The organism is uncultured Alsobacter sp., from assembly GCF_945952055.1.
Lineage (GTDB): Bacteria > Pseudomonadota > Alphaproteobacteria > Rhizobiales > Beijerinckiaceae > Alsobacter.
Genome location: NZ_CAMFHB010000022.1, coordinates 38081 through 59213, shown reverse-complemented (window position 1 = coordinate 59213; position 21133 = coordinate 38081). Strand labels below are relative to the sequence as shown.

Genomic DNA, 21133 nt, shown 5'->3' with positions numbered 1-21133 from the left:
AGCCGCTTGGACTCTCGCCGAAATTGTATGCCTTGGCACATTCTGCGCCTCGCTTATCGCGTGGTGCGCTGCGCTGGCCTAGCCTCAATCCATCTCGCCGCGCGTTCCGTGTGGCGAGATGAGTGGACGCTAGAGTCCGTGAACGCCCGGAACGGTCCGGGCCAAAATTGGAGCAAGTCCCATGACTGCGAAGCATGACGAGTCCTCGATTCAGGACGGTTGCCGCAAGCTCGTGCAGAATGAGGTTGGAAACTGCCTTTCCATGCTCGTGCACACTCTGGCCAATGCTTACGGGGCGACAGTGGCGAACGGCCCGGGCAATGATCTAGGTGACCTTTGCGAGCAAGCTATGGAGCTCTCGACTCCGATCCCCGACTATGAAGAGGCCGCGCGGGACGCCGGATGGAAAAGTGCCGACATGACGCCCGGCATGCTCGTCAACGATAAGCTCGTCGATGAGGACACCGGGCGAGCGGAATCGTTCGAAGGTTCATGGCAAGAGTTGTGCGAGGAATACAGAATCGAGCCCCACGAAAGGGAGATCTATGAACATTGGGCGGTGTCGTCATGGCTCGCCGATAAGCTCGAATCGCGCGGAGAACGCATAGACCGCGACTTCGCTGGCCTCATCGTGTGGGGCCGCACCACAACCGGCCAGGCTATCCTTCTGGACGGCGTCATCCGCGACATCTACCGCGAATTGCACGGCATCGCGGGCGGCGAATGAACCGGACATCGCTCGAGTCCCAGCGATCCGCCTTAATCGGCCGGATACAGGCGAAACGCGCGGCGCATCAATCGACGGCGCGCGACATCGCCAGACTGCAAGATGTGACGCATGCCCTGTTGATGCAGGATGTGCGAGCGAAACGCCGCGCGCCCAAACGGGCCCGGCGCCATCCCAGGCCGGAACGGTCCGGCCACAACGCGGAGATGACACCTTGAAAGCTCTGGACCCTGCAAACCTGTCCGCGACCAAGGCGAGCGATCGCAAGGCGCTGGCCATCCTGGCCTATGACATGGCGACCGATTCGCCAGAGACTGCGAACTGGCGAGCCGTGGCGGACATGCTGCGCGCGGCCCTGCCGGCGGCCCGTAAGGTCAAAGCCGATGAGCCGCTTTCATCGTGGGCGCCGTGGATAGACGCGCCGCTCGGGCGCGCCCGGAACGCGGTCCGCCACGTGGCGACGTTCACCTTCGCCGATGGCGAGACCGTGCACGCTGGCCAGTACGTGACGCCGGGCAAGCCGTTCGCCATCGCCAAGGCGGCCCGGGTCGCCATCGAGTTCTATCGGTGCCGCATTCGGTCCCGTGTGCTGCGCGGCGAGCCGTCCGAAATCTCAACCGGATGGGGCGCGCTCCGGACGGATTATCAAGCCTGTTGCGACCACGTGAACGTGCCGGACTTCGCGCGCATCGACGTGGAAACTCTGGGCCTGTCCTACGACCCTGCCGTCGCCAATGCGGAAACCGATGCCCTGCGATGGGGCGCCTTCCATCTGCCGGACGTGGAAGCGCTCGCCGATGAGGTGGACGACAACCATCGTGCCCGGTTCATTCTCGCGCACTGGCGAGCGGAGGGCTATGCGTGGCTGGCGTCGCGTGACCTGGCGACGTGGCCGGAAGCGGCGGAGGACGCGCGCGGGAAGGCCGCACACTGGCGAGACGTGGCCAGCGGCTACGTGGACGCGGCAAAGGCGATGCCTGCCATCCCTGCGCCTCCGCTGCGCCGTCCGCTTCCGCTCGCGGGTAGCCTGTCGCTCGGAACGTCGTCCGGTGCGCTCGCAACGGCGTGGAAACGGGCGGCGTAATTTTCCAGAGTTTCCCGTACTGTCGCCCCTTCTAATGGAGGAAAACACCTTGCCGACTATCCATCTCGTCACGCTGCTAAAGGCAGGCGTTCATGTGTTCGAGTTCGCCGTTGCAGGCGACGCGGGCCACTCCGAGTACATCGCCGGGAATGCGATAGACCGCCTTTCCGACTACCACGGCGGCAATGACTGGGACTATGAGGTCCGCGAAGTTCCGTTCGTGGCCGATGGCGAAAATGGCTCTGATGCCGTCCGCCTTGCCCTTTCAAAGGTCGTGATCTGATAACGGCCGGGCGGCCCTAACCGGCCGCCTTCCCCTATCCCTGCCCGGAACATGCCGGGCGCAACCTGGAGACACTAGACGATGACTCAGACCATGAAGATCGCGCTTCACGCGCCGCTCGCCCTGGCCAGCAACCGCGCGGATGTGATCGTGAACGCCTTTGGCGTGAAGATAGCGGAGACCGTCTCCGTCGATCACGCCATGCCTATCATTCGCGCGGTAAACGCCCATGACGCCATGCTTGCGGCGCTCAAGGCCGCCCGCGCGGCATCCGGCCAGCCCCTCTATCTGCGCGCCGACGTCATCGAGGCGATGGATGCCGCCATCGCCATCGCGGAGGGCTGAACCGATGGACGAGTCGAAGTTCAGTCGAGGCGTCCGCGTCACCTACACGGGGAGCACGTGCCCCATGCTCAAGGGGCGCGCGGGATGGGTGGCGGGATATTCCCGGGACGGTTTCGTCCGCGTCACGTTCGATGGCGACGCGTCCGTGACGAAGTGCTGCGGGTTCAACCTCACACGCAATGCGCGTGTCACGAAACGGAGGGCCTGACGTCTCGCCTTGTGCCGCCCGCCCCGGTGGACGGCACACACTGGACGCCATTGTCCTGCGATGCCCGGAACGATCCGGGCGAACGATGGAGGAATGCACGATGCCGAAATTCAGCGTCACGCTGAGCGAACGCGTGTCCTATGAGATTGCCGTAGAAGCGGCCGACGAGGACGCGGCGTCGCGCGCGGCGGAGGATCTTTTCGTCCAGTCCGGCGCGCCGTTCCGAGACTTCGCCAATTCCAGCGTGGAACGCGAGGCGGCGGACTATGTGGTCCGGCTCCCGGACGATGCGCCGGTGTGCACAGTCAACCCGAACGGCGACGTTCCGGACGTGCTGAAAGACGCGGCGCTCGCCGTGATCGCCGCATTCCCGGAGATCCGGAGCGGCGACCCCTTGGAGGGGCTCGATGCCATCACACGGCTGGGAGAAGTCCTGCCGGCGCTGCTGGAGGCGCTGAAGGCCAGCGGCGTCACGGTCCCCTATCCGGCGCCGGATGAGGACGAGCGGGCGGAATGCGCCGAGCGCGGTGTCCTGTTCGACGACGCCGGCGCAGCGGCCGGCGAGTGGCCCTGGTACGTGATCGATCCGGAGATGGATGCGCTGGAGCGGGCCTGGCACCCGGCCGACAGCGAGGTCACGGCGACCGGTCACGATCCGCGCGCCGTCCAGCGCGGCGACGAGTGGCGGATCTATTTCGAGACCGCAACCGAGGCGCTGAACGAGGTGGAGGGCTGACACATGGCAAAGACCTATCCGGACAACAGGCTGGAGAAGTCGCTGCGCGAGCGCGGTGCGCGCGTGATGTGCGTGTGGCAGATGCGCGGCCCGAAGGGCACAGACGTCGCATGGATGGAATACCTGTCCGTCGATGGCGCGCCAGTCATCGTCCAGACCTACAAGAGCGGCGGCGGGGCGGCGTTCGTGCTCCTCCGGAATCTCGGCGAGGCTGATGCCGCCGATGCCGTCATGCGGCATATCCGGCCCCCGGAACCGGACCCGCTCGCGGCGATCCGCGCTGCCATCCTGGCCGAGCACAAGGCCGCGCTGGACGACGCCGAGGAAGCAGAAGGCGGCTGCGAGCGCAACCCGGACGACGTGGAATGGCCGATGATCGAGGCATGCTCCTTCGAGCGTGCCCAAGCCATCGCGCGCATTGCCGCCGCCGCTGGCGTGGAGCTACCGCCGCACCCGTACACCGAGGAGAATTCCTCCGAACCCCTGGCTCCCATCCTGGCCGCCCGTGGCTACGTGCTCACCGACACGGCCGGAGGGTGCATGGCATGGGTCCGCACCATGCCGAACGGCGAGCATGTCGTGGTGACGAACACGGACGGCGGGAGCGAGCCGACGCGCGCCGACTGGCTCATCGGGCGCTATCCTGATGAGGCATGGGACGCCGAGGCCGGTTTCTACCGGAGCACGATGGACGAGCCTGATTGCGCGTTCGAGACGGAGCTCTCGGACATCGAGTCGACTCCCATCGTCGCCGTGCGTGAAACGGCAATCTGAACACCAACCACGCCGCGAACGGTCGCGGCACAACACGGAGGACTATCACATGGCAGACAACGTTTACGTGATCTTCGCCTACGAGACGCGGCGCGTGGCCTATCGCGTCGAGGGCGACGACCCGGCGGGCGCGATCCGCGCCTATGTGGAGTGCGGGGGCGGTTATGCCGTCGACTCCGCCACCTTCATCTCCGAACGGATCGGCGATCCCGTCGAGGCGAAGGACGGAGACGCCTACCGGGTGGCCTATGCGGAGATCCACAAGGCGGCCCTGGGCGCTTCCGAGCGGCAGCACGACGCGGCCCGCGACATGCTGGTGGCGCTGAAGGCCGTGAGCCAGTCCCTGGGCTGGCAAGTCATGGCGCCACAGACCAAGGCCCTGGTGGAGGCCGCCATCGCCCGCGCGGAGGGGAAGCCGCCAGCCGACCCGGTGCCCGTCGACGCCCCGCGCGACGAGGTGTCGATGCTCCTGGGCGACGGCATGATCCGCCGGACGGCGGAGGGCCGCTGACATGGCGCAGATTGACATGATCGCCCCGAAGGCGACCCTGGGCTTCCACGTGGAGCAAGGCACGATCCTCATCATGACCGCGCCGACGTCAGGCGAGACGCACGAAGGGCGCGCGGTCACTCTCTGGCCCGGCGCCGTGGCCGTGGTCGACTCCATCCGGTGGAGCCCTCAGGGCCTGCGCGTGGCCGTCACAATCCATGCGGGGCCATCGCCGAAGACTGGCGAGGACACCTACATCGTCAACGTGTTCGAAGCTGGTGACGTGGAGCCACGCTTCCCGTTCGTGCGTGCTGACGAATGGGTGCGTGACGCGCTGGTGGCCATGCGCTCCGTCGAGGCGTGGTGGATCACGGATGGCATGAACATGCCGGGCGTGATCGGCGCGCCGGCTGGCATGTTCTCGCTGCGGGCGGCGATCGCGAAGGCGGAGGGCCGCGAAAATGGCTGATCCTCCCGACTACCAGATAGCGGTGTGGAGGGACATTCTCGGCCGGCGTGGAACGCTCCTGGGCGTCTGCTGGCACTCGCCCGGCGAGGGTTGGCGGTTCTTCCCGAACATAAAGGGCCGCCGGGTGGGCCGGGCGCGGCCCTCCTGGGAGGAAACGCTTCCAGGCTGGACCGGCGGGCTGGATGGCACCAGGAGCGCCCGCGTCCGGCACCTCAAGGGCAAGATGACCGAGATCGACAACACGGCCCGGGATTGACCGGGCCCAACCTGAAGGAGCACAACATGACCCTCGCCCTGATCGACAACGACGCCGACCTGGAGCCGTCAGACGTGACGCCATCCGACCTGAAAGCCATCCGCCTGCGCCTCGGCCTGGACATGGCGGAGCTCGCGCAACTGCTGGGCATGCCCGGGCGGCGGGACATCGTCGAGAACCTCGAGAAGGCGCGCACCTGGACGATGCACCAGGGGCACATCGACGCGCTGCTGGCTCTGGAGGAGGCCTTCGACATGGTCGTCGACAACCTCATCGGCGCGCTCGATGGCGTCTATTTCCTGATCGGATACCCGAACGACGGCGTGTTCGCTGAGATGGAGCCACACGCGTTCGCTGTGCTCAAGTTCAACAGCGTGCACCGCATGGCCCTGGCGAACGTGCAGAGCGCGCTCACCGTCTACGACGAAGACGGCACACCGTCGGCCCCCGCAATCGTCGAGATCATCCCGACCCGCTACGCCGAGTTCCGCCGCGACCGGCCCGATACGCCGGAGATGCGGGCCGCCTGGGCGCGCGAGCACGTGGCGGTCTACAAGGTCAAGCCCGGCCTTCCGATCATCGGCCGACCGGAGTCCTGACCATGCGGGTGGTGGAAGATCCGTCCATTGCGTGGGCAGCGTTCGAGGAATGCGAGCGCGTCTGGAAGCGCATCGAGTCGACGACGGCCGCCGGCACGTGGTTCTTCGAGGCGCGCGAGCGCATCCTGGCCGAAGAGGTGCCGAAGATGGTGAAGCTCTACGGCACCGCGACCGCCAGCCGGGTGTCGAAGGTGATCCAGAGCCGGGACTATCGTGACCTGTCCGCGGGCACGCTGCGGGCCATCAGGGACCGGCCGGTGCCGGGCGTGCCGCCAAGGCCGCCGGGCCTGCTGGCGAGGCTGCTGGCCTACTTCTGATCGACGGGAGAGCGGCGCCGTGGGGCGCCGTTTCTACGACCGGCTGATCCTGGTCATTTCGCCGCAATGCTCGCACTTCGTTCGGCTGCGGGCCGACAGGCGGCGCATTTCGTCTGCATAGCGTTCAGCCGATCGACGCCACTGCGTCTCATCCGTCGCGAGGCGGCGAAGGACGAACATCGGATCAAGACGGGTTCCGCAGAGCCCGCATTCGACCTCCGTTTCGCCGTCACGGATAGCGTAGGTGGCGTCGCGCATCTTCCCGCCTTCGAAGCGGTACTTATGGTTGCACGCCGAGCGATCCCACGTCTCAACGATGTGCAGCGTCGGCGCGTTATCGTCGGCGCGCGGGGTCCGAAAGCGGACCGGCAGTCGCTTGACCTTGTCGTCGGCCTCATCCGTCACGAGAATGCTTCCTCGTCGGAGTCGAGATCGGGCGGAGAAGGGATCGCCGGCTTGAGGGACATGGCGCGGCCATCCTTGAACGGCGCGTCGCAATGCGCGCATCGGCCCAGGTAGGGCTCGTGATTGCACCGTATGTTGGGGCTCTCTCGCACTGCGAGGGCCGCCCTGAGAACCGCGTCGGCCGTCGCGACGAACTGGTGCGCGCGAGGGTTGACGCTCTCCAGGATGTCCGGGCCGGAGAATTCGAACCCCGATGCCCTGGCGACGGCCAATGCTCCGGCTCGACGCATCTCGTTGGTGATCTCAATCATGCTCACCTCCTTCGCGACAGTCGGGCCACTGGCATTGACCCGCAGAGCATGGACCTTGCAACCCATGATCGTGCTTGGCGTCGCGAAGGCACTTCGGCACCGTCACCGGCACGAACCGCCCGTCGTTGAACTCGTCCGAGAACCGGGCCCACAACCGCCCGTCCTCGCCCCGGTAGACGGTCAGCTTGTGCCCCTCCGTCAACTGCCGCGACCATGCGATGCCAGGGGGCGTGTTCGGCGGCCCCGCAACCTGCGCCTCGGCCTCGCCGATCACCTCATAGACCGTGCCGCGCTTGAGGTGTCGCACGCGGGGGGGGCTCTCTCGCACTGCGAGGGCTGCGGCGATCGCGTCCGCCATTTGTGTCTCGCGCGACTTCCAGCGGTTTATGTCGAAGGCGATAAGCGCCGCTTTGACCATCTGTTCCGTGGGTCGCTCAGGCATCTGTCGTCTCCCTTAGGTCGTCGAAGGATCGTGTGCGGGGCGGATCGTCAGCGGAGCCCTGGGCGAACACCAGCACGTCGCCAGCGTCGATCTCCCGTCGAGCCCGGAGATCCCAACCCCGGTGGATGTAGTGGGGCCGGCCAAAGACGCGCACGGCCGACCAGAACTCATCGCCACGGAAGCCGATGAAATGGACGATCCGCTCGGGCGCATCGCTCATCCGAAGAACCTCCCTGCGTGATCCAGCGCCGCGCGCAGAACCTTGAGAACCGTCCGATGGTCCCTGCCCCATCGCCCCATCTGGGCGACGACGTAGAGCGCATTCCCGCCGATGCATGCGGCATCCAGGAGGCCCATCCGGTGGTCGCCCATGTGCCGGCGGAACGCGTCCATGGTGGCGCCGATGCTGCTCTGGCGCTCCAGGAAGTCCGGGGCCCGGCCGCCGTCGACCCGCTCGCCGTAATTGATCGCCCGGCCGCCGATCTGCTCGTAATCCTCGCGCAGCGCGATGTAGTCGTTGGCCGCCTTGTACTGGCCATCGTCGATCGAGCCCTTGCGGTGCAGCAGCGCCAGGGGATCGCGGACGGCGTTCCGGAAGCCCTTGCCGCCGGCGGTGGCCTCATTGATGTCCTGGTCCGGCAGGAAGGTCGGCGGACGGCCGTCGTAGCCCGCCTGGAGATCAAGGCCCAGGGCGGCGTAGGCGGCCGCCTGGAAGGCCTTCGTCTGTTTGCCGCTCTTGCCGGTCAGGTCCGCCCGCTTCTTCTCCAGGGAGCGCAGGTAGGCGCCGCGCCGCTCCTTGGCCTCGAGGTCGGCCAGCTGGCGGAGCTCGGCGCCGCACAGCATGCCGCGATCCTTCTTCGCCAGGAGCTCCGTCATCCTGTTCTGCCGGCGCCGTGTGTCACGAGCGGCCCGCCGCACGCCGCCGCTCGGCGTCGGTGTTCGCTTCTTCATGCCCCGTGCCTTCCCCGCAATCGCTTCGCAAGCTCGCCGATGTCGATCTCGCCGGCGGCGAACAGCCGGCATGCCTCATTGATCTTGTCGCGGGACGGGAGCGGGATCAGGGGCTCACCGCGCACCGCACGCGCTCGCTCCCGCTCTTCCTTCTCCTCCCGCTCTTTCCCGCGGTGGATGGCGTTCTCGACGGTCGTGCGATCGACCTTGAACTCCCTGGCGAGGGTGCCCATGTCGGCGCCGGCCTTCCACCGCCGATAGGCCTCCAGGTGCCATTCCTTCACGGGAACTCGGATGCGCCCCAGGTGCACCGCCACGTCACGCCACCCCGAACTCGCGCAGGATCTCCGGCGGCACCCGGCAGTTCGGCTCACCTGGCTCGGGCCCAAGCGCGTGGTTCCACGTGCGGGACTTCCTCCAGGCGTCGACCGCGATCCGGTAGGTGCCGGCGCGGCTGTCGGTTGGTGGTGGCGGGGCGGCAAAGAGGGTCTGATCATGATGGACCTTCTTGCCCTTCCGCTCGGCTTCGGTCTGGACCCAATTCATCCACGTCCGCGACCACGACACCTTCTTCGCGCCGCTCGACAGGAAGTAGTTCTTGAACTTCTGCGCCATCGACAGGATCTCGTCGTACGAGAACCCGAACTGCTTGGCGTACTCCCCGTCCTTGCTCATCAGGCGCCAGTCCTCAGGCAACCGCGCTGCCTTCGCTTCGGCATCCTTCTTCGCCGCATCCTTCTTCACGGCGGCGATGAGCCCCATCTCCCGGGCCGTCTCCATGACGCCGGAAACCACTTCCGGGTCGATCTCCAGGATGGCCGCCATCGCGACCGCATCCAGCTTGTTGTCGGCGAGGGCCACGCACGACACGACGACGGTCATGTCCGTGCCGACGGTGTTTCGCAGTGCGATCAATCTTGGGTCGAATTTCATACCGGCAGACTCGCGCTTCGGATGGCGGAAAACTTCATGTCGGCCCAGAGATTGACCGTGCGGACCGGGCCCAGCCGGTTCTTCGCCAGGATCAATTCGAGGTCGTGCTGGCGGGAGAGGTAGAGGCTGATCGAGCCCTCCTCCCCGCGCTGGTACTCGGGGGACTTCTCAATGTAGTAGGCCTCGCGGTAGAGGAGCCCGACGACGTCGGCGGTCTCCTCGATCTCGCCGGATCCGCGGAGGTCAGAGATCGTCGGGCGCTTCTCCTCGCGGCCTTCGACGCCGCGGCTGATCTGGCAGAGCATCACCACGCAGATGCCGAGCCGCTTCGCCATCTCCTTCGCGTGCAGCGCGATCCCGCCGAGCTCCAGAACCTTGTTGCCCCGGTACTCGCCAGACGCCTTGATCAGCTGGAGGTAGTCGATCCCGACGACCTTCAGCGGCCGGCCGGCGCGGTCCATGCGCTCCATCTCCATCCTGGTGCGGAGTTCGATCTCGGCCATGGTCAGGCCGGACGAGCAGTCCACACGCAGCGGGTAGTCGCGCACGACGCGGTGCAGCTCGCCGATCTTCTGGCCCTCGGCGGCGCTCACCCAGCCGTTCATGATCCGCTGGTACTCGATCTTCCCGATCTCGCTGTCCAAGGACTCGTCGGCCAGGATGCGGGCCCCGATCTCCTCCTCGTCGATCTCGTGGCTGAAGATCAGCCCGCCCCAGCCGACGGCCGCGCTCTGGCGCATGGTCGACGTGAGCAGCACGGTCTTGCCGGCGCCCGGCCGCGCGGCGAGGACGATGAGACGCCCTGGCCGGAACCCGCCGCCGAGCGCCTTATCCAGGTCGACCAGACCGGTGGTCGGCAGGTTCTGCTCCTTGCCCTGCAGCCGGTCGGTCGTGATCTGGGTGACCCGCGCGGCGATCGCGCCGATCGACGCCGCCTGCTTCACCTCCCCGTTGCTGGACACCGCCTCGTGGATGTCCTTCATCGCCTCCCGGGCCATCTCCACGGCGGGGACGTCGATGCCGGCGGTGTAGGCCTCCGACTTCATGCGGTCGGCGATGGTGATGAGCACCCGGCGCGCCGCGAGGTCGCGGATCGTCTTGGCGTACTCCTCGACGTTGCCGGTGGTCGCCGTGTTCGTGACCAGGAGCGCCAGGTACTCGGACACCCGCATGCCGCCGAGGTCGGTGTCCTCGATGTAGCTCTTGATGGTGATCGGGCTGGCGGAGCGGCCTTGGCTGATCGCGGAGACGATCAGGCTGAAGATCTTCTGGTGGACGTCCTCATAGAAGTCGTCCTCCGACACCAGGCGCGAGATCCGGGCATAGAGCCCGTTCTGCAGCAGGAGCGCGCCGAGGAGCGCTTGCTCCGTGTCGACGTTCGCTGGGACCGTGACCTCGCCGGGGTGCATCAGAAGCGCACCCCCGCCGCCATGCGGTCTATCGCTTGCTGGGCGGAAGTTCGCGGCGCCCACACGGCGCACGCGTAGTCCCAGATTGCGCACGCGTCGGCCGCATTGTTGTCTGGCACCTTCCACCCGAGTTGATGGCAGCGCGCCACGCAGGAGCGCTTCGCCTCGTCACTCCCGCCCTTGAACCGGGCTCGGCCCAGGAAGTGGCGGCGGTGGTCATCAACGTTCACCTGGCGGATGAGGGTGATGTCCTTCATCTGCGCATAGGTGCACGCGAGATAGTTGAGGCCCAGCGCGAGGCGGAGCCCCTTCGAGCCGTTGCCGACCCGGAGCATGACCGCGGGGTCCATGCTGGATTCGACGCAGACAGCGTAGGGCTGCTCGACGGCCACGATGTCGTCGAACCAGCGGCAGAACGCGACGCCCTTGTCCTCGGGCGTCGCGCCTTCACTGCCGAGCCGGACCGTGCCGAACAGCGGCTTCACGCACCCGGGCTTTCCGGAGCACCAGCCCAGGGCTGACCCTATGTCGAGCGAGAGGATTGGCCCCTTGGTCCACTCGGCCATCATGCCACCGCCTGTCCCGCAAGCGCGAACTCGCCGTGGTGTTTCTCTGCAGCCATTCGATAGGCCTCCGCCGCATCTTCGATTGAGGTGAACCGGCCAAGGTGGATGCGCTTGCCTCGCACGCAGATGCCGGCGCACCACCTGTTCTGCGACCACCACACACCTTTGACGCCGGACCGGTTGTCCCGATGGACGACGGCGTTGAAACCGTTCTCAGGCCTCCCAGCCGGCCGCAGGTTGTCCCACCGGTTGTCGGCCTCGGTGCGGTTCTTGTGGTCGATGAGCCCCTTCGGCCATTCGCCGGTCACATAGAACCAAGCCAGCCGGTGAGCCAGATAGGTGCGGCCTAGGAGCGAGATCACCCGATACCCGGTATTGGCGATCGTCCCCGCGACGTCCCCTATCTCGACCTGCGCGCAAGGCTTGATCAGCCAACGGAAATCGCCGGTCTCCTTGTCGTAGCTGAGCCGGCTCAAGAGGACGTCGTGGGGTATGCTCATGGCCTACTGCACCGTGCCGGTGGCGGGCGCCGTGGGGGCCGGCGGCGGCGCGGGCGGGGCCGGCGGCGCGGCGGCGTCGAACTCGTCGATGGGCTTGGCGGCCTCCGTCGGCGCGGCGGTCTTCAGCGGGACGACCTTCGAGGCTTCCGCGTCGAGTGTCTTCTGGATGTCCGCGCCGGTGGCGCCGTCACCTTTCTTGCCCTTGGCCTTCTGCTTGTCGACGTCGGCCTTCGCCTGCTCCTGCGGCGTGCCGAACAGGGTGTTCTCGTCCATCCAGCCCTTCACGCCGAACAGCATGAGGAGCTCGGCGACAATCTCGGTCCGCTTCGCCGGCTCGAGCCCGGCCAGCGTGCGGGTCCACGTCACCGCCTTGCGGGACAGGCCGAAGCGATCGCAGAACTGCGAGGTCGCCTGGCCCAGGAACCCGGCATGCTCCGACGCGTTCGCCTTGTGGCGGTTGGCGTCCGCGAGGAACCGGTCGAGGTCGGTCAGGGTGATCTTGGCGGCCGTCGAGCCGCCGTCACCTGGTTTTAGTGTGCGTGCCATTTCATTTACCTTCCGTGTTGATCAGACATTGCCTGATAGAAACCCTGCCTCGCCCCCGCCTCACTCCGCCGGGACTTGCCAAGCCGTGCCTTGCCGCGCCATTCCTGGCCTCGACCAGCCTCGCCTTGCCGTGAAAACCTCGCCATGCCATCCCCTGCCTGGCCTCGCCATGCCACGGCTCGCCCAACCGGGCCGTTCCGTGCCTCGCCATGAGAACCGCGCCTCGCCACACCCAGCCACGCCCTACCTAGCCTTGCCGCACCCCACCTCGCCGTGGCACGCCCTGATCGACTATTCGGCCGCGAGCAGAGCCGGCTTCGGCTCGATCGCGGCGATCCGTTGAACAGCGAAACGTCCGTGACGCGGGCGCCAATCGCCGATCCCGACGTAGTCGCCGCAGTCGACGAGCCAGCGTCGAAGCTGATCGGGGTTGATGACCGCGAGGTCGACCGAGACGCTGAACGTCGCTGTCCAGTTCTTGAAATGCGGCCTGGTGCGCGCAACACGTGCCGTCCCGACCTTCACCAGCGCCACTATCCGGAAGTCCGGATCTGCCTCGAGCTCCTCGACGGTCTTCGGCGCGCCGTCGTAGCGGAACTCAGCATCCCCATCGACGAAGAGACCGGACAGGGCGAGCTTGCCCTCGTTGGACTTCTTCGCACCGCCGTGTATCGCGGCCTCGAGCACGTGGCCCGGGAGCACCACCTCGCCCTTGTGGTTTGCATAGAGACCGGCACGGAACTCCAGGTTCGCGAGATGCTCGTAGTCGGCGTCGGTCTTCTTCTTCTTCGACGAGATGGCCTTCATCGCCTTGGCGAATTGGTCCGCCGGGTTGGCGGAGCGGCCGTTGTGCATGATCAGCGAACTGCCGCCGATCTCGACTTGGAAAGTGCGGTATGCCATGTCAGAACCTCGTCAGGCCCGGCGACGGCAGTGCAGGCCGATCGACCGGTAAGCCCCCAATGACAGGCGTGGGGGTGACCGCCTTCCGCGGCACCGGCCTAGGAGCCCTCTCTACAGGCTCGACGGCCGGTGCCGGCTTGGCCCGCTCGGCGTACCGTGCGGCCCGAAGTCTCGATGTGATCGCCTCGTGGCAATCGCGGCAGAGCGGGACGACGTCCCCCTCTTCCTCGCAGCCGAAGCGGTCGTAGTGCCGATGATGAAGGTCATCGGCCGGCGACGGGCAGGCTGCGCAGAACCCTCCGAACCGCGCGAACACAGTCTGCCGAAGCTGGCGCCAGTGGCTCATGTCCGGGTGCATGCGCTTGGGGCGCTCCGTCTCCATCCCGTTGATCAGGTGCGACATCGTCCTGCCCTTCAGCGCTTGCCGAATGTCCAGGGCCAGCGCTTGCGGGCCGGCGGCGGCGGCGGCAGGTCGTCGGGGCGCGCCTTCGCGATGATATCGTCGGCGAGCACGAAGAACGTCTCGGCCGCCTTCTCTGGGCCGTATGTCACCCGGAGGAAGTCGGCGTAGGCATGGAGGTGCCCGAGCAGCATGGCGTGCATGACGCGCTTGTCCTGCATACCCTTGCCGATCGCCTGGAGGAGGTGCGCCTGGTGCTCGCGGGTCACGAGCTCGACGTGCGCCAGGATGGGGTCTTCCGGAGGGAGATCTCGCCTGCTCACAGCCGTGTCTCCGGATCAACCCGTCGTGACAACCAGATCAGCTTCGACGTCAACCAGTTCGTCGCTTCCGCCAATCTGGTGAGCCCGGTCGCGAGTAGCGCTCGCGTCGCATGCCATGGGCCCATCGCCGCATATCTCCAGCCAGTCGTAGAAGCGGATCGCCGGCGCGCCGCGATGCTCGCGGCTCCAGATGAACCAGCCCGTGTCCATGGAGCTCGACGCCTTGGGGCCGTCCCAGCCCTCCCGGTGCATCATCGGGAGCCTCCGGCTGGCGACCCACACCCGCGCGAGCGGTGAAGTCTCGTGCCATGGCCGGCGGTTGATGCCGGCCAGGAAGTTGATCGGTAGGAGCGCTGCCACATAGGGTGCGATCTCCACGCACCGGCGCATGAACTTCGTGCCGATGCCGTAGGGCGGGTTCGTCACGATCGCCGGGGCGCTGGTGATGCCGTCGGCCGCCAGGAAGTCGAGCCCTGCTGTCATGTCCGGGCACCGCCGCTCCATGAGGTCGCAGGCGATGACGCGGAACCCCGCGGCGCGCATGGGAAGGACGATGGCGCCATCCCCGCACGCGGGCTCGAGGACAACCTGCGGGATCTTCCCCTCCTCCAGATGCAGGAGCGAGAGGATCCCGACAGGTGGGGTGAAGTAGGCGTCGGCGCCGCGGTCGGCCCGGCTATGGGTCTTCCGCCGCATCTCACTTCTTCACCCACAACTCGGAGATGCGCTTGCGGACGTCGTTGACGTCTCGCTTCAACGTCTTGGCGATATCGTAGGGGCCGTTGCCGAGCGACCGGAGAAGCTTCAGCGTCGAATCCTCGCCGGCAGTCCAGTCCGTCGTCGGCGTGGTCACCTTCGGAACGATGCCCGCCGGCGCCGGCGGCGCGGGCTTGTCGGTCTTGGCGCCCGAGGGCCGGCCCGGGCCGCGCTTCGCCGGTAGCGGAACCTTCTCCTGCAGCAGGCGGGCTTCCTTCTCCACCAGGATCGGGTCGCGGGTGCGCGCCTCGTGGCGGATTTCGGCGGCCGTCTTCCGGAGCTTCGGCAGTTTCGCCGCAAGCCCCGCCTCGCTGAGCTTTGGTCGGCTCGCCGATGTGCCTTCGTTCGGCGGCGGGCTCCCTGGCGTGATGGTCACGCGGATCTCCGGCAGCTGCATCTGCTGCCCGTTCTCCATGAAGACCTTCATCGGCTGCGGTGGCGGCTGGTGCGCCTCCGCGTCGTCGTGCAGCACTTCGGCCAGCAGCGAGGCGGCGAGCTCTTCGACGCTTCGCCCGGTCTCGTCCGACAGGCGCTGGAGATGCGCATAGGACTGGTGGTCGAGGTCGATCTGGATGTTGTCGTTCACAGGGCGCTCCGGAGCGCGTCGAGCTCGGCCTGCCGAGCGGAAATCTCTGCCTCGAGGCGCTGCCGCCTCTCCTCCCGCACGGCGCCATCCAGCCACGCGGGCCGGGCCGGCAGGGCCGCGGCGAGGAAGGCGGGGCCGTAGGCGGTGATCAGCGCCAGGACATGCGCGCACGACGGCGCCGAGCCGCGGCCGAACCAGGTGTGGATCGTCTCGCGGGGGATGCCGGTGTCAGCGGACACATGCTCCGCCGTCTTCGAGGGGTGGACCGAACGCAGGAAGTTGAAGATCCGTCCGGGTTCAACTGAACCTGCGGAACGAGGCGACTGCGACACGCGAACCTCCGATGATCTGTTCATCGAAGGCCGCTTGAGACGGGCGGCGAGGTCAGCAGGGACGCCAGCGCTGCAACGCGGCTTCCCCACCCCGAATGGAGACGGCGATGGCAGCGGTTGAGCAGAATGCGAGAGGGCCACCACGTCGGTCACTCGGCAGCCTGATTATCCGGGGCGACCTGGAACAGGAGGTCGCTGTCCCACTCCAGGCCGCGTGCCAACGCTGCTTCTTTGATCTTGAGGGCCTGGCCTAGCGTGGGGTCCATGCCTCGTTCCCAACGGCTCACCGTCCCCTGGTCCACGCCGATCACACGGGCGAACTCGGGCTGCGTGAGCTTGAACAGGTTAACGCGGATGTTTTTGATCGGGCTCATGGGTCGAATATAGGCGCATTCGCATAAGGTGGCAACCGATTTAAGGCGTATCCGCATTTGCTGCATGTGCTGCGTAGGGAGTAGAGCGGGCCATGAACAAGTTACCCGCACTTCTCAGGAAGATCCGCCGCGAGCGTCGAATGACGCAGGTCGAGTTCGCTCAGTTGATCGGCGTCGACCAATCCACGATTTCAAAATGGGAACGCGGGACCGAGACGCCTCAGTTCAGGAATTACGACGCCATAACGCGAGCGCTTGGCATCAGCTTTGAGGAGTTGACGGAAGCGGAACAAGATACCGAAAAAACGTGGAGCTTATACGCTACGGTTGTGGGGCATGTGCAGGCTGGCGATTGGGTGCCCGCGATCGAGTGGCCTGAGGATCGCCAGTACAAAATCCAGATCCCCGCACCGTCTGGTCTGATCCAGACGGACTTTTCTGCATTCGAAGTCCGCGGAGACTCGATGAACCTCGTCTATCCCGAAGGTGCGATCATCATCGTGGCGCGTGTGCACGATTATGATTGGGAGCTCGCCAACGGAGACAAGGTTGTGGTTATCCAGCCTGGTGAGTCGGGCGACTTCGAAGCCACGGTGAAGGAGGTCGTTCTCGATCAGAAGGGGCGCGTGTGGCTTTGGCCCCGGTCGACCAATCCGATCCACCAATCGCCCATTCCGTATAGGGCGAATCACGACGAGTTCAGTCAGGAGCAAGAGGCTGAGGTGCTCGGCGTCGTTATTGCCTCAGTGGTCTACGACAAGGCCATAAAGCGAATATCAGCCTACGGCGCAGATGCGATCTGATGGCGGGTCGCGCTTCTCGAGCTTGGTGATTCGACACCAGATCTCAACTTTCATGCTGGTTGGTGAGGGGCTGGATCTGGCATAGGACGAGAAAGCCCCTGGGCCTTGCGGCACCACGAGGTTCTCCCTATGCCGTGAACATGCTGGCCGGAGCCGGGGCCGTTCACTGGCGCCGAAGGTGGCTGCAGGGCCCCTGCGACTTGGGTGCTGCTATCACGGAGAACCTGCTCTCCGACGGCCGCCCCTCACCCTTTCGGACTGGGCTTTCCCTTGGCCGTGCCCCGTGGTAGGGAAGTTCCTGTTTCGTACAGGTTTGGGCGCCACGGTCTTCCGACCCTCCGCCCTCGTTTTCAAAGCCCTCCGGTTCCAGCCGGGGGGCTTTCGACTCCTATCGTCGCACCCGCCACATTGGCAAGGCATAATAGGCGCATTCGCATTTTTTTGTTGCGACGTTATGCGCATGCGCCTATATTCGGCTTCAGAAACGGAGATCGACATGCCGCAGCCCTCCGATTTGCGACAGAAGGCCGAAAACGTGGCGAGCCGTCTTCGCCAGGCGAGGAAGAGTGCTGGTTATGAAACCGCCGCAGCGGCCGCGCGCGCGCTTGGTATTCGGATTTCGACCTACGCGGCACACGAGAATACCCAGAATGGAATCCCTGCTGCGAGCGCAGCGCACTATGCCAGTGCTTTTGGATGTGATGCAGCGTGGCTGATCGGCCTCGCTGCTGAGGAGGCGCTACCAGAAGCTGCGCCGACCGCGCTCATCCCGTTGCTGAACACGCTCGTTGTCGAGATCCGCCGGCTGAACTCGCTTCTCGCAGGAGCGCTGTGATGCCATCTGATTTCGTGCCAGCAGACGCGAGCGATGTCCTGTCCGTATTGGCGGACTGCAAGCGCGCTTTGGACGGCATTCCCGACGCGGGGATGAAGGCCGTCGAGATCAACCAGCGGATTTCCTATTGGGCGCTGTACCGCGCCGACCTTCGCGAATGGATGGCCATCGAGGACGATGTGCCGTTCTTCCGTCGCGGACCGACATTCAACGCTGGCCAGATCGAGCGCATCACCGCGTGGCTGAACCTCCGGCTTGGCGAGATCCGATCTGACGCCACCGCCCGCGCCAGGAGCGCGGCATGACCTGGCTCGAGATCGCACGCGCGGCGCTGCTGTTCGTCGTCGCCCCGATGCTCGCCGTCGCGGTCGTCCTCTTCCTGATCTTCGTCTTTGTCTGGGCTCACGCGCAAAGCGGTCGCGATGAACCAGGCGACCTTGACGAGGCCTACGGCGATCTGCCGGGCCCCGTCGACCATCACACCTACCGCTGATCGAGGTTGATCCGATGAAGTACGCCGCTGAAGACGGCAAGGTTTTCGACACGGCCAAGGAGTGCCGTGAGTACGAGAAGTCGCTGAAGAAGGCCGCCGAGACGAAGCCGCCGGAGTTGAGCGCCGCCGAGGTTCTGTCCGAGGCCACCCAGGAAGACTTCCTCGAGGCCATGGCCGGCAAGAGGCCCGAGCTCGCCAAGCACATTGAGGCGGCTGCTCGGTTCTGCCGGAACGCTCGCTACGCAGCTGGCGACTTCAAGAGCAAGCCGAAGCGCGCCCCTGCCCCGGTTGCCGCGGAGGCGGCGCCTCCCGTCCCTCCGCAGGCTGAACCCCTTCCCGCAGCCGCGGAGTGACGGCGCGACGCCGCGCCGATGATGAGCCGGCGCGGCGTCCACCCCACGACTCGAACGACAAAACATCCAGAGGTTGATCATGAGCATCCACCCATTGCGGAAGGGTGACGTCGTTGCCATCCGCGCGATCGTCACCAGCGACCCGCGGCCAGGTGCATCGGTCTTCGTGGAGATCGGATACCGGACGTTGTCGGTCCTCCCTGAGGAAATCCACAACGTCATCACGCGCCACTATGACGTGGGCGAAGTGGTTATGGTGCACACGCTGGCGCAGCCGATGAAGCGCGCTGCTGTTGTCCAGGCCATCGTGGGCGATTGGGTCGTCTGCACCATCGAAGACGGGATGCCCCCGATTGTGGTGTCCGCTGGCGATGTCGAGCGGTGCCCGCCGCAGACCGGCGAGATCTTCAAGGCGCTGACCACACCGAAGATCATCGACGGCCCGGCCCCTCCCCTGGAGCCCGCGCCAGCGCCGCCGCCCGTCGAGGAATTCTACCCAGCTGCCCCACCATCGATCACCGATACGGCCGAGGCGATCGCCGCGGTCGGCGGCTCCCCCGCGGAGCAGTTCTGATGAGCGCGGCTCCGGAGGCGAGCGTTTGGTTGTGGTGGCAGATGGCCCTCAAGGGGCATCGCCAGTCGGTCGTCATGGGTGAGCCCCAGCAGGGCTACTGGCGGCGCAAGTTCAAGGCGACCAAGACGCGTCCGGGGTCGGATGATCCTGTGGCGACCTGGAAGTCGCCGGATGGAGTGTGGAGCGCCCTCGTAGGTATCGGCGTCGAGGCGCGCCGCATCTCCGGGCAGGACGAGGTCTACGGGATCTTCGAGTCCTGCTGCAAGACGCCGATCTCCTACGAGCACTACCAGCACGTCCAGAAGCACCGGGTGTGGCCCGCTGATCTCCCGGACGACGTCCAGGAGAAGGCGACGGCCGCGCTGCAGGACAAGCCGGCGACCGACGAGCGCGGCATCGGCGACAACTCCGAGAAGGCCGACGGCCCGTCGAAGCACGAGCTCGCCGTCGACGCGGTCACCACCGCGAAGAAGGCCTTCGACGAGTGGCTGGCGACGATCGGCGGCAAGATCCTGACGCAGGAGCAGGCGGATCTCGCCGCGGAGTACCGCGACCGGGCGACGAAGCTCGAGGCCCGGGCGGATGAGGTGCGCAAGGACGAGAAGGAGCCTCACCTCCTCGCCGGCCGGGCGGTCGACGACAAGTGGCGCGACGTGATCGCCGATGCCGCCGCCCTGAAGGTCACCGTGCGCGACGCCATCGGCGAGTTCCTGAAGGCCGAGAAGAAGCGGATGCAGGACGAGGCCGCGGCGGCTGCAAAGAAGGCCGCCGAGGAGCGTGCCGCAGCGGCGGCGGCCGCGGCAGCGGAGCGCGGCGAGGATCCACCGCAGCAGGCCCCTGCCCCGGCCCCTGTCGCGCCGACCGTGCCCACGACCGCGGTGCGAGCCGGCGGCGCGGGCACCCGCAAGACCGGGCTCAAGAGCGTGAAGCGGGTCCGCATCCTCGACATGAGCGCCGTGAAGCAGGCGTTCATCCAGACACCCGCCGGCGAATTCGCCGCGAAGGATTGGGCCGAAAAGAACGGCCCGAGCTCCGCGATCCCCATCCCAGGAACTGAGGTCTACGAGGAGGACGTCGCTCGATGAACACTCTCACCCCAACGTGGTCGGACGTCCGTCGTATCGACGACGCGGCCCAGAACGTCGCCAAGTTCGTCTTCACCCGAGATGACGCGGTCGCCGAGGCGGTGCTCTACCGCTACCCGACCTACGAGGACCGCACGGTCATCTGCTGCTCGACGCAGTCCGGGTGCCCGATGGGATGCCGCTTCTGCGGCGCCGGCGATCACTTCGTCCGCAACCTCACCTCCAGCGAGATCGTCGCCCAGGTGGAGAAGTGCATCGAGGAGACCGGCGTCAACCCGGCGTCGATGAAGCGCCTGCAGATCATGTTCATGAGCATGGGCGAGCCGATGCTCAACGCTCTGAACCTCGAGGTGGCGATCCGCACGCTGCACGTCCTCTACCCGAACGCCGCGCTGCTGATCTCTACGTCGGCCCCGGATGTGGGCCCGGATGCGTGGACCGCCATCGAGAATCTGAGTTGGGACGTTCCGCCTGTCGGGCTGCAGTTCTCCGTGCATGAGACGCTGGATCACGAACGCGACAAGCTGATCCCGTTTCGCAAGAAGCTGACGCTCTCCCAGATCGTGCGCCAGGGGATGCACTGGTACGCGGCGACCGGGCGCAGGCCCTTCTTCAATTACTGCGCGCACGACGGCAACTCGGCCGCCGATGACGCAGATCGCCTCCTCTGCCTGTTCGACCCTGACTATTGGTGCGCGACCGTGTCCGTCGTGTGCGAGCGCTCCGACGGGCTCCCGGCCACGAACGAGCGCCAGCGCAAGCTGGCCACCGACTTCGGCGCGATGCTGGTCCAGCGCGGATTCGATGTCCGCGTCTTCGACCCGGCCGGCCAGGACACGATCGGCGGCGGGTGCGGGCAGCTGTGGTTCGTCCAGGACTGGATGCGCCAGCACCCCGACAAGGCCCGGCCCAGCATCGGCGCCGGCCGTCCCGAAGTCCACGCCCCAACCGCGGAGGCGTGAACC

At 66.4% G+C, this 21133-nt stretch carries 36 protein-coding genes; 19 read left to right on the top strand and 17 right to left on the bottom strand.

The window, feature by feature from the left end:
* Nucleotides 1-181 precede the first annotated feature (181 nt).
* From Q0Q47_RS16945 to Q0Q47_RS16895, 11 genes are all read left to right on the top strand, one after another.
* A complete protein-coding gene (locus Q0Q47_RS16945) occupies nucleotides 182-727 on the top strand; it encodes a hypothetical protein (protein ID WP_293862419.1) in 546 nt (181 codons plus the stop codon).
* A gap of 214 nt (nucleotides 728-941) precedes the next feature.
* A complete protein-coding gene (locus Q0Q47_RS16940; protein ID WP_293862416.1) occupies nucleotides 942-1811 on the top strand; it encodes a hypothetical protein in 870 nt (289 codons plus the stop codon).
* Nucleotides 1812-1860: 49 nt separating this feature from the next.
* Nucleotides 1861-2094 carry a hypothetical protein gene (locus Q0Q47_RS16935; protein WP_293862413.1) on the top strand — a complete coding sequence of 78 codons (234 nt, stop codon included), beginning with the start codon at nucleotides 1861-1863 and terminating at the stop codon, nucleotides 2092-2094.
* Nucleotides 2095-2175: 81 nt separating this feature from the next.
* Nucleotides 2176-2439 carry a hypothetical protein gene (locus tag Q0Q47_RS16930; RefSeq protein WP_293862410.1) on the top strand — a complete coding sequence of 88 codons (264 nt, stop codon included), beginning with the start codon at nucleotides 2176-2178 and terminating at the stop codon, nucleotides 2437-2439.
* Nucleotides 2440-2747: 308 nt separating this feature from the next.
* A complete protein-coding gene (locus Q0Q47_RS16925; RefSeq protein WP_293862407.1) occupies nucleotides 2748-3383 on the top strand; it encodes a hypothetical protein in 636 nt (211 codons plus the stop codon).
* Nucleotides 3384-3386: 3 nt separating this feature from the next.
* Nucleotides 3387-4157, top strand: coding sequence for a hypothetical protein (locus tag Q0Q47_RS16920; RefSeq protein WP_293862404.1), 771 nt, complete (start codon nucleotides 3387-3389; stop codon nucleotides 4155-4157).
* Between the two features lie 49 nt (nucleotides 4158-4206).
* Complete coding sequence (locus Q0Q47_RS16915; RefSeq protein ID WP_293862401.1) at nucleotides 4207-4668, top strand: hypothetical protein; 462 nt, start codon at nucleotides 4207-4209, stop codon at nucleotides 4666-4668.
* 1 nt (nucleotide 4669) lies between these two features.
* The gene (locus Q0Q47_RS16910) at nucleotides 4670-5116 is read left to right on the top strand and encodes a hypothetical protein (protein WP_293862398.1); all 447 of its coding nucleotides are present in this window, start codon (nucleotides 4670-4672) and stop codon (nucleotides 5114-5116) included.
* The gene (locus Q0Q47_RS16905) at nucleotides 5109-5372 is read left to right on the top strand and encodes a hypothetical protein (RefSeq protein WP_293862395.1); all 264 of its coding nucleotides are present in this window, start codon (nucleotides 5109-5111) and stop codon (nucleotides 5370-5372) included. Before Q0Q47_RS16910 ends, Q0Q47_RS16905 begins: the two co-directional genes overlap by 8 nt.
* 26 nt (nucleotides 5373-5398) lie before the next feature.
* Nucleotides 5399-5971: a helix-turn-helix transcriptional regulator gene (locus Q0Q47_RS16900; protein WP_293862392.1), complete on the top strand. Its 573-nt coding sequence runs from the start codon at nucleotides 5399-5401 to the stop codon at nucleotides 5969-5971.
* A gap of 2 nt (nucleotides 5972-5973) precedes the next feature.
* The gene (locus tag Q0Q47_RS16895) at nucleotides 5974-6288 is read left to right on the top strand and encodes a hypothetical protein (RefSeq protein WP_293862389.1); all 315 of its coding nucleotides are present in this window, start codon (nucleotides 5974-5976) and stop codon (nucleotides 6286-6288) included.
* Nucleotides 6289-6321: 33 nt separating this feature from the next.
* Here Q0Q47_RS16895 and Q0Q47_RS16890 read toward each other — a convergent pair whose 3' ends face one another.
* The 17 genes from Q0Q47_RS16890 to Q0Q47_RS16810 form a co-directional block, all read right to left on the bottom strand.
* Nucleotides 6322-6693 (bottom strand): hypothetical protein, encoded by a 372-nt coding sequence (locus Q0Q47_RS16890; protein WP_293862386.1) that lies wholly within the window; start codon nucleotides 6691-6693, stop codon nucleotides 6322-6324.
* Nucleotides 6690-7004, bottom strand: coding sequence for a hypothetical protein (locus tag Q0Q47_RS16885; protein ID WP_293862383.1), 315 nt, complete (start codon nucleotides 7002-7004; stop codon nucleotides 6690-6692). Before Q0Q47_RS16885 ends, Q0Q47_RS16890 begins: the two co-directional genes overlap by 4 nt.
* Complete coding sequence (locus Q0Q47_RS16880; RefSeq protein ID WP_293862380.1) at nucleotides 6997-7446, bottom strand: hypothetical protein; 450 nt, start codon at nucleotides 7444-7446, stop codon at nucleotides 6997-6999. Before Q0Q47_RS16880 ends, Q0Q47_RS16885 begins: the two co-directional genes overlap by 8 nt.
* Nucleotides 7439-7666: a hypothetical protein gene (locus Q0Q47_RS16875; RefSeq protein ID WP_293862377.1), complete on the bottom strand. Its 228-nt coding sequence runs from the start codon at nucleotides 7664-7666 to the stop codon at nucleotides 7439-7441. Before Q0Q47_RS16875 ends, Q0Q47_RS16880 begins: the two co-directional genes overlap by 8 nt.
* Complete coding sequence (locus Q0Q47_RS16870) at nucleotides 7663-8322, bottom strand: hypothetical protein (protein ID WP_293862374.1); 660 nt, start codon at nucleotides 8320-8322, stop codon at nucleotides 7663-7665. The genes Q0Q47_RS16875 and Q0Q47_RS16870 overlap by 4 nt, the downstream gene beginning before the upstream one ends.
* 71 nt (nucleotides 8323-8393) lie before the next feature.
* Entirely contained in the window at nucleotides 8394-8714 is a 321-nt protein-coding gene (locus Q0Q47_RS16865; protein WP_293862371.1) for a hypothetical protein, read from the bottom strand.
* 1 nt (nucleotide 8715) lies between these two features.
* Complete coding sequence (locus Q0Q47_RS16860) at nucleotides 8716-9279, bottom strand: hypothetical protein (protein ID WP_293862368.1); 564 nt, start codon at nucleotides 9277-9279, stop codon at nucleotides 8716-8718.
* 47 nt (nucleotides 9280-9326) lie between these two features.
* Complete coding sequence (locus Q0Q47_RS16855; RefSeq protein ID WP_293862365.1) at nucleotides 9327-10739, bottom strand: DnaB-like helicase C-terminal domain-containing protein; 1413 nt, start codon at nucleotides 10737-10739, stop codon at nucleotides 9327-9329.
* Nucleotides 10739-11224, bottom strand: a complete 486-nt coding sequence (locus tag Q0Q47_RS16850; RefSeq protein ID WP_293862362.1) for a hypothetical protein — start codon at nucleotides 11222-11224, stop codon at nucleotides 10739-10741. Before Q0Q47_RS16850 ends, Q0Q47_RS16855 begins: the two co-directional genes overlap by 1 nt.
* Before the next feature lie 80 nt (nucleotides 11225-11304).
* Nucleotides 11305-11805: an HNH endonuclease gene (locus tag Q0Q47_RS16845; protein ID WP_293862359.1), complete on the bottom strand. Its 501-nt coding sequence runs from the start codon at nucleotides 11803-11805 to the stop codon at nucleotides 11305-11307.
* Nucleotides 11806-11808: 3 nt separating this feature from the next.
* Complete coding sequence (locus Q0Q47_RS16840; RefSeq protein WP_293862356.1) at nucleotides 11809-12351, bottom strand: hypothetical protein; 543 nt, start codon at nucleotides 12349-12351, stop codon at nucleotides 11809-11811.
* A 291-nt stretch (nucleotides 12352-12642) separates the two neighbouring features.
* A complete protein-coding gene (locus tag Q0Q47_RS16835) occupies nucleotides 12643-13254 on the bottom strand; it encodes a hypothetical protein (RefSeq protein WP_293862353.1) in 612 nt (203 codons plus the stop codon).
* Between the two features lie 414 nt (nucleotides 13255-13668).
* Entirely contained in the window at nucleotides 13669-13977 is a 309-nt protein-coding gene (locus Q0Q47_RS16830; protein WP_293862350.1) for a hypothetical protein, read from the bottom strand.
* Between the two features lie 15 nt (nucleotides 13978-13992).
* A complete protein-coding gene (locus Q0Q47_RS16825; RefSeq protein ID WP_293862347.1) occupies nucleotides 13993-14673 on the bottom strand; it encodes a hypothetical protein in 681 nt (226 codons plus the stop codon).
* Nucleotide 14674: 1 nt separating this feature from the next.
* Nucleotides 14675-15319, bottom strand: coding sequence for a hypothetical protein (locus Q0Q47_RS16820; RefSeq protein WP_293862344.1), 645 nt, complete (start codon nucleotides 15317-15319; stop codon nucleotides 14675-14677).
* On the bottom strand, nucleotides 15316-15651 hold the full coding sequence (locus tag Q0Q47_RS16815; protein WP_293862341.1) for a hypothetical protein: 336 nt from the start codon (nucleotides 15649-15651) through the stop codon (nucleotides 15316-15318). Before Q0Q47_RS16815 ends, Q0Q47_RS16820 begins: the two co-directional genes overlap by 4 nt.
* A gap of 149 nt (nucleotides 15652-15800) precedes the next feature.
* Nucleotides 15801-16025 (bottom strand): helix-turn-helix domain-containing protein, encoded by a 225-nt coding sequence (locus Q0Q47_RS16810; RefSeq protein WP_293862338.1) that lies wholly within the window; start codon nucleotides 16023-16025, stop codon nucleotides 15801-15803.
* A gap of 92 nt (nucleotides 16026-16117) precedes the next feature.
* Here Q0Q47_RS16810 and Q0Q47_RS16805 point away from each other — a divergent pair, with 92 nt between their 5' ends.
* From Q0Q47_RS16805 to Q0Q47_RS16770, 8 genes are all read left to right on the top strand, one after another.
* Nucleotides 16118-16828 (top strand): LexA family transcriptional regulator, encoded by a 711-nt coding sequence (locus Q0Q47_RS16805; RefSeq protein ID WP_293862335.1) that lies wholly within the window; start codon nucleotides 16118-16120, stop codon nucleotides 16826-16828.
* Nucleotides 16829-17324: 496 nt separating this feature from the next.
* Entirely contained in the window at nucleotides 17325-17663 is a 339-nt protein-coding gene (locus tag Q0Q47_RS16800) for a helix-turn-helix domain-containing protein (RefSeq protein ID WP_293862332.1), read from the top strand.
* Nucleotides 17663-17968, top strand: a complete 306-nt coding sequence (locus Q0Q47_RS16795) for a hypothetical protein (RefSeq protein WP_293862329.1) — start codon at nucleotides 17663-17665, stop codon at nucleotides 17966-17968. Before Q0Q47_RS16800 ends, Q0Q47_RS16795 begins: the two co-directional genes overlap by 1 nt.
* Nucleotides 17965-18156, top strand: coding sequence for a hypothetical protein (locus Q0Q47_RS16790; RefSeq protein WP_293862326.1), 192 nt, complete (start codon nucleotides 17965-17967; stop codon nucleotides 18154-18156). Before Q0Q47_RS16795 ends, Q0Q47_RS16790 begins: the two co-directional genes overlap by 4 nt.
* Before the next feature lie 14 nt (nucleotides 18157-18170).
* Entirely contained in the window at nucleotides 18171-18509 is a 339-nt protein-coding gene (locus tag Q0Q47_RS16785; protein WP_293862323.1) for a hypothetical protein, read from the top strand.
* A gap of 79 nt (nucleotides 18510-18588) precedes the next feature.
* The gene (locus Q0Q47_RS16780) at nucleotides 18589-19083 is read left to right on the top strand and encodes a hypothetical protein (protein ID WP_293862320.1); all 495 of its coding nucleotides are present in this window, start codon (nucleotides 18589-18591) and stop codon (nucleotides 19081-19083) included.
* The gene (locus Q0Q47_RS16775; protein WP_293862317.1) at nucleotides 19083-20168 is read left to right on the top strand and encodes a hypothetical protein; all 1086 of its coding nucleotides are present in this window, start codon (nucleotides 19083-19085) and stop codon (nucleotides 20166-20168) included. The genes Q0Q47_RS16780 and Q0Q47_RS16775 overlap by 1 nt, the downstream gene beginning before the upstream one ends.
* Entirely contained in the window at nucleotides 20165-21130 is a 966-nt protein-coding gene (locus Q0Q47_RS16770; protein ID WP_293862314.1) for a radical SAM protein, read from the top strand. The genes Q0Q47_RS16775 and Q0Q47_RS16770 overlap by 4 nt, the downstream gene beginning before the upstream one ends.
* Nucleotides 21131-21133 lie beyond the last annotated feature (3 nt).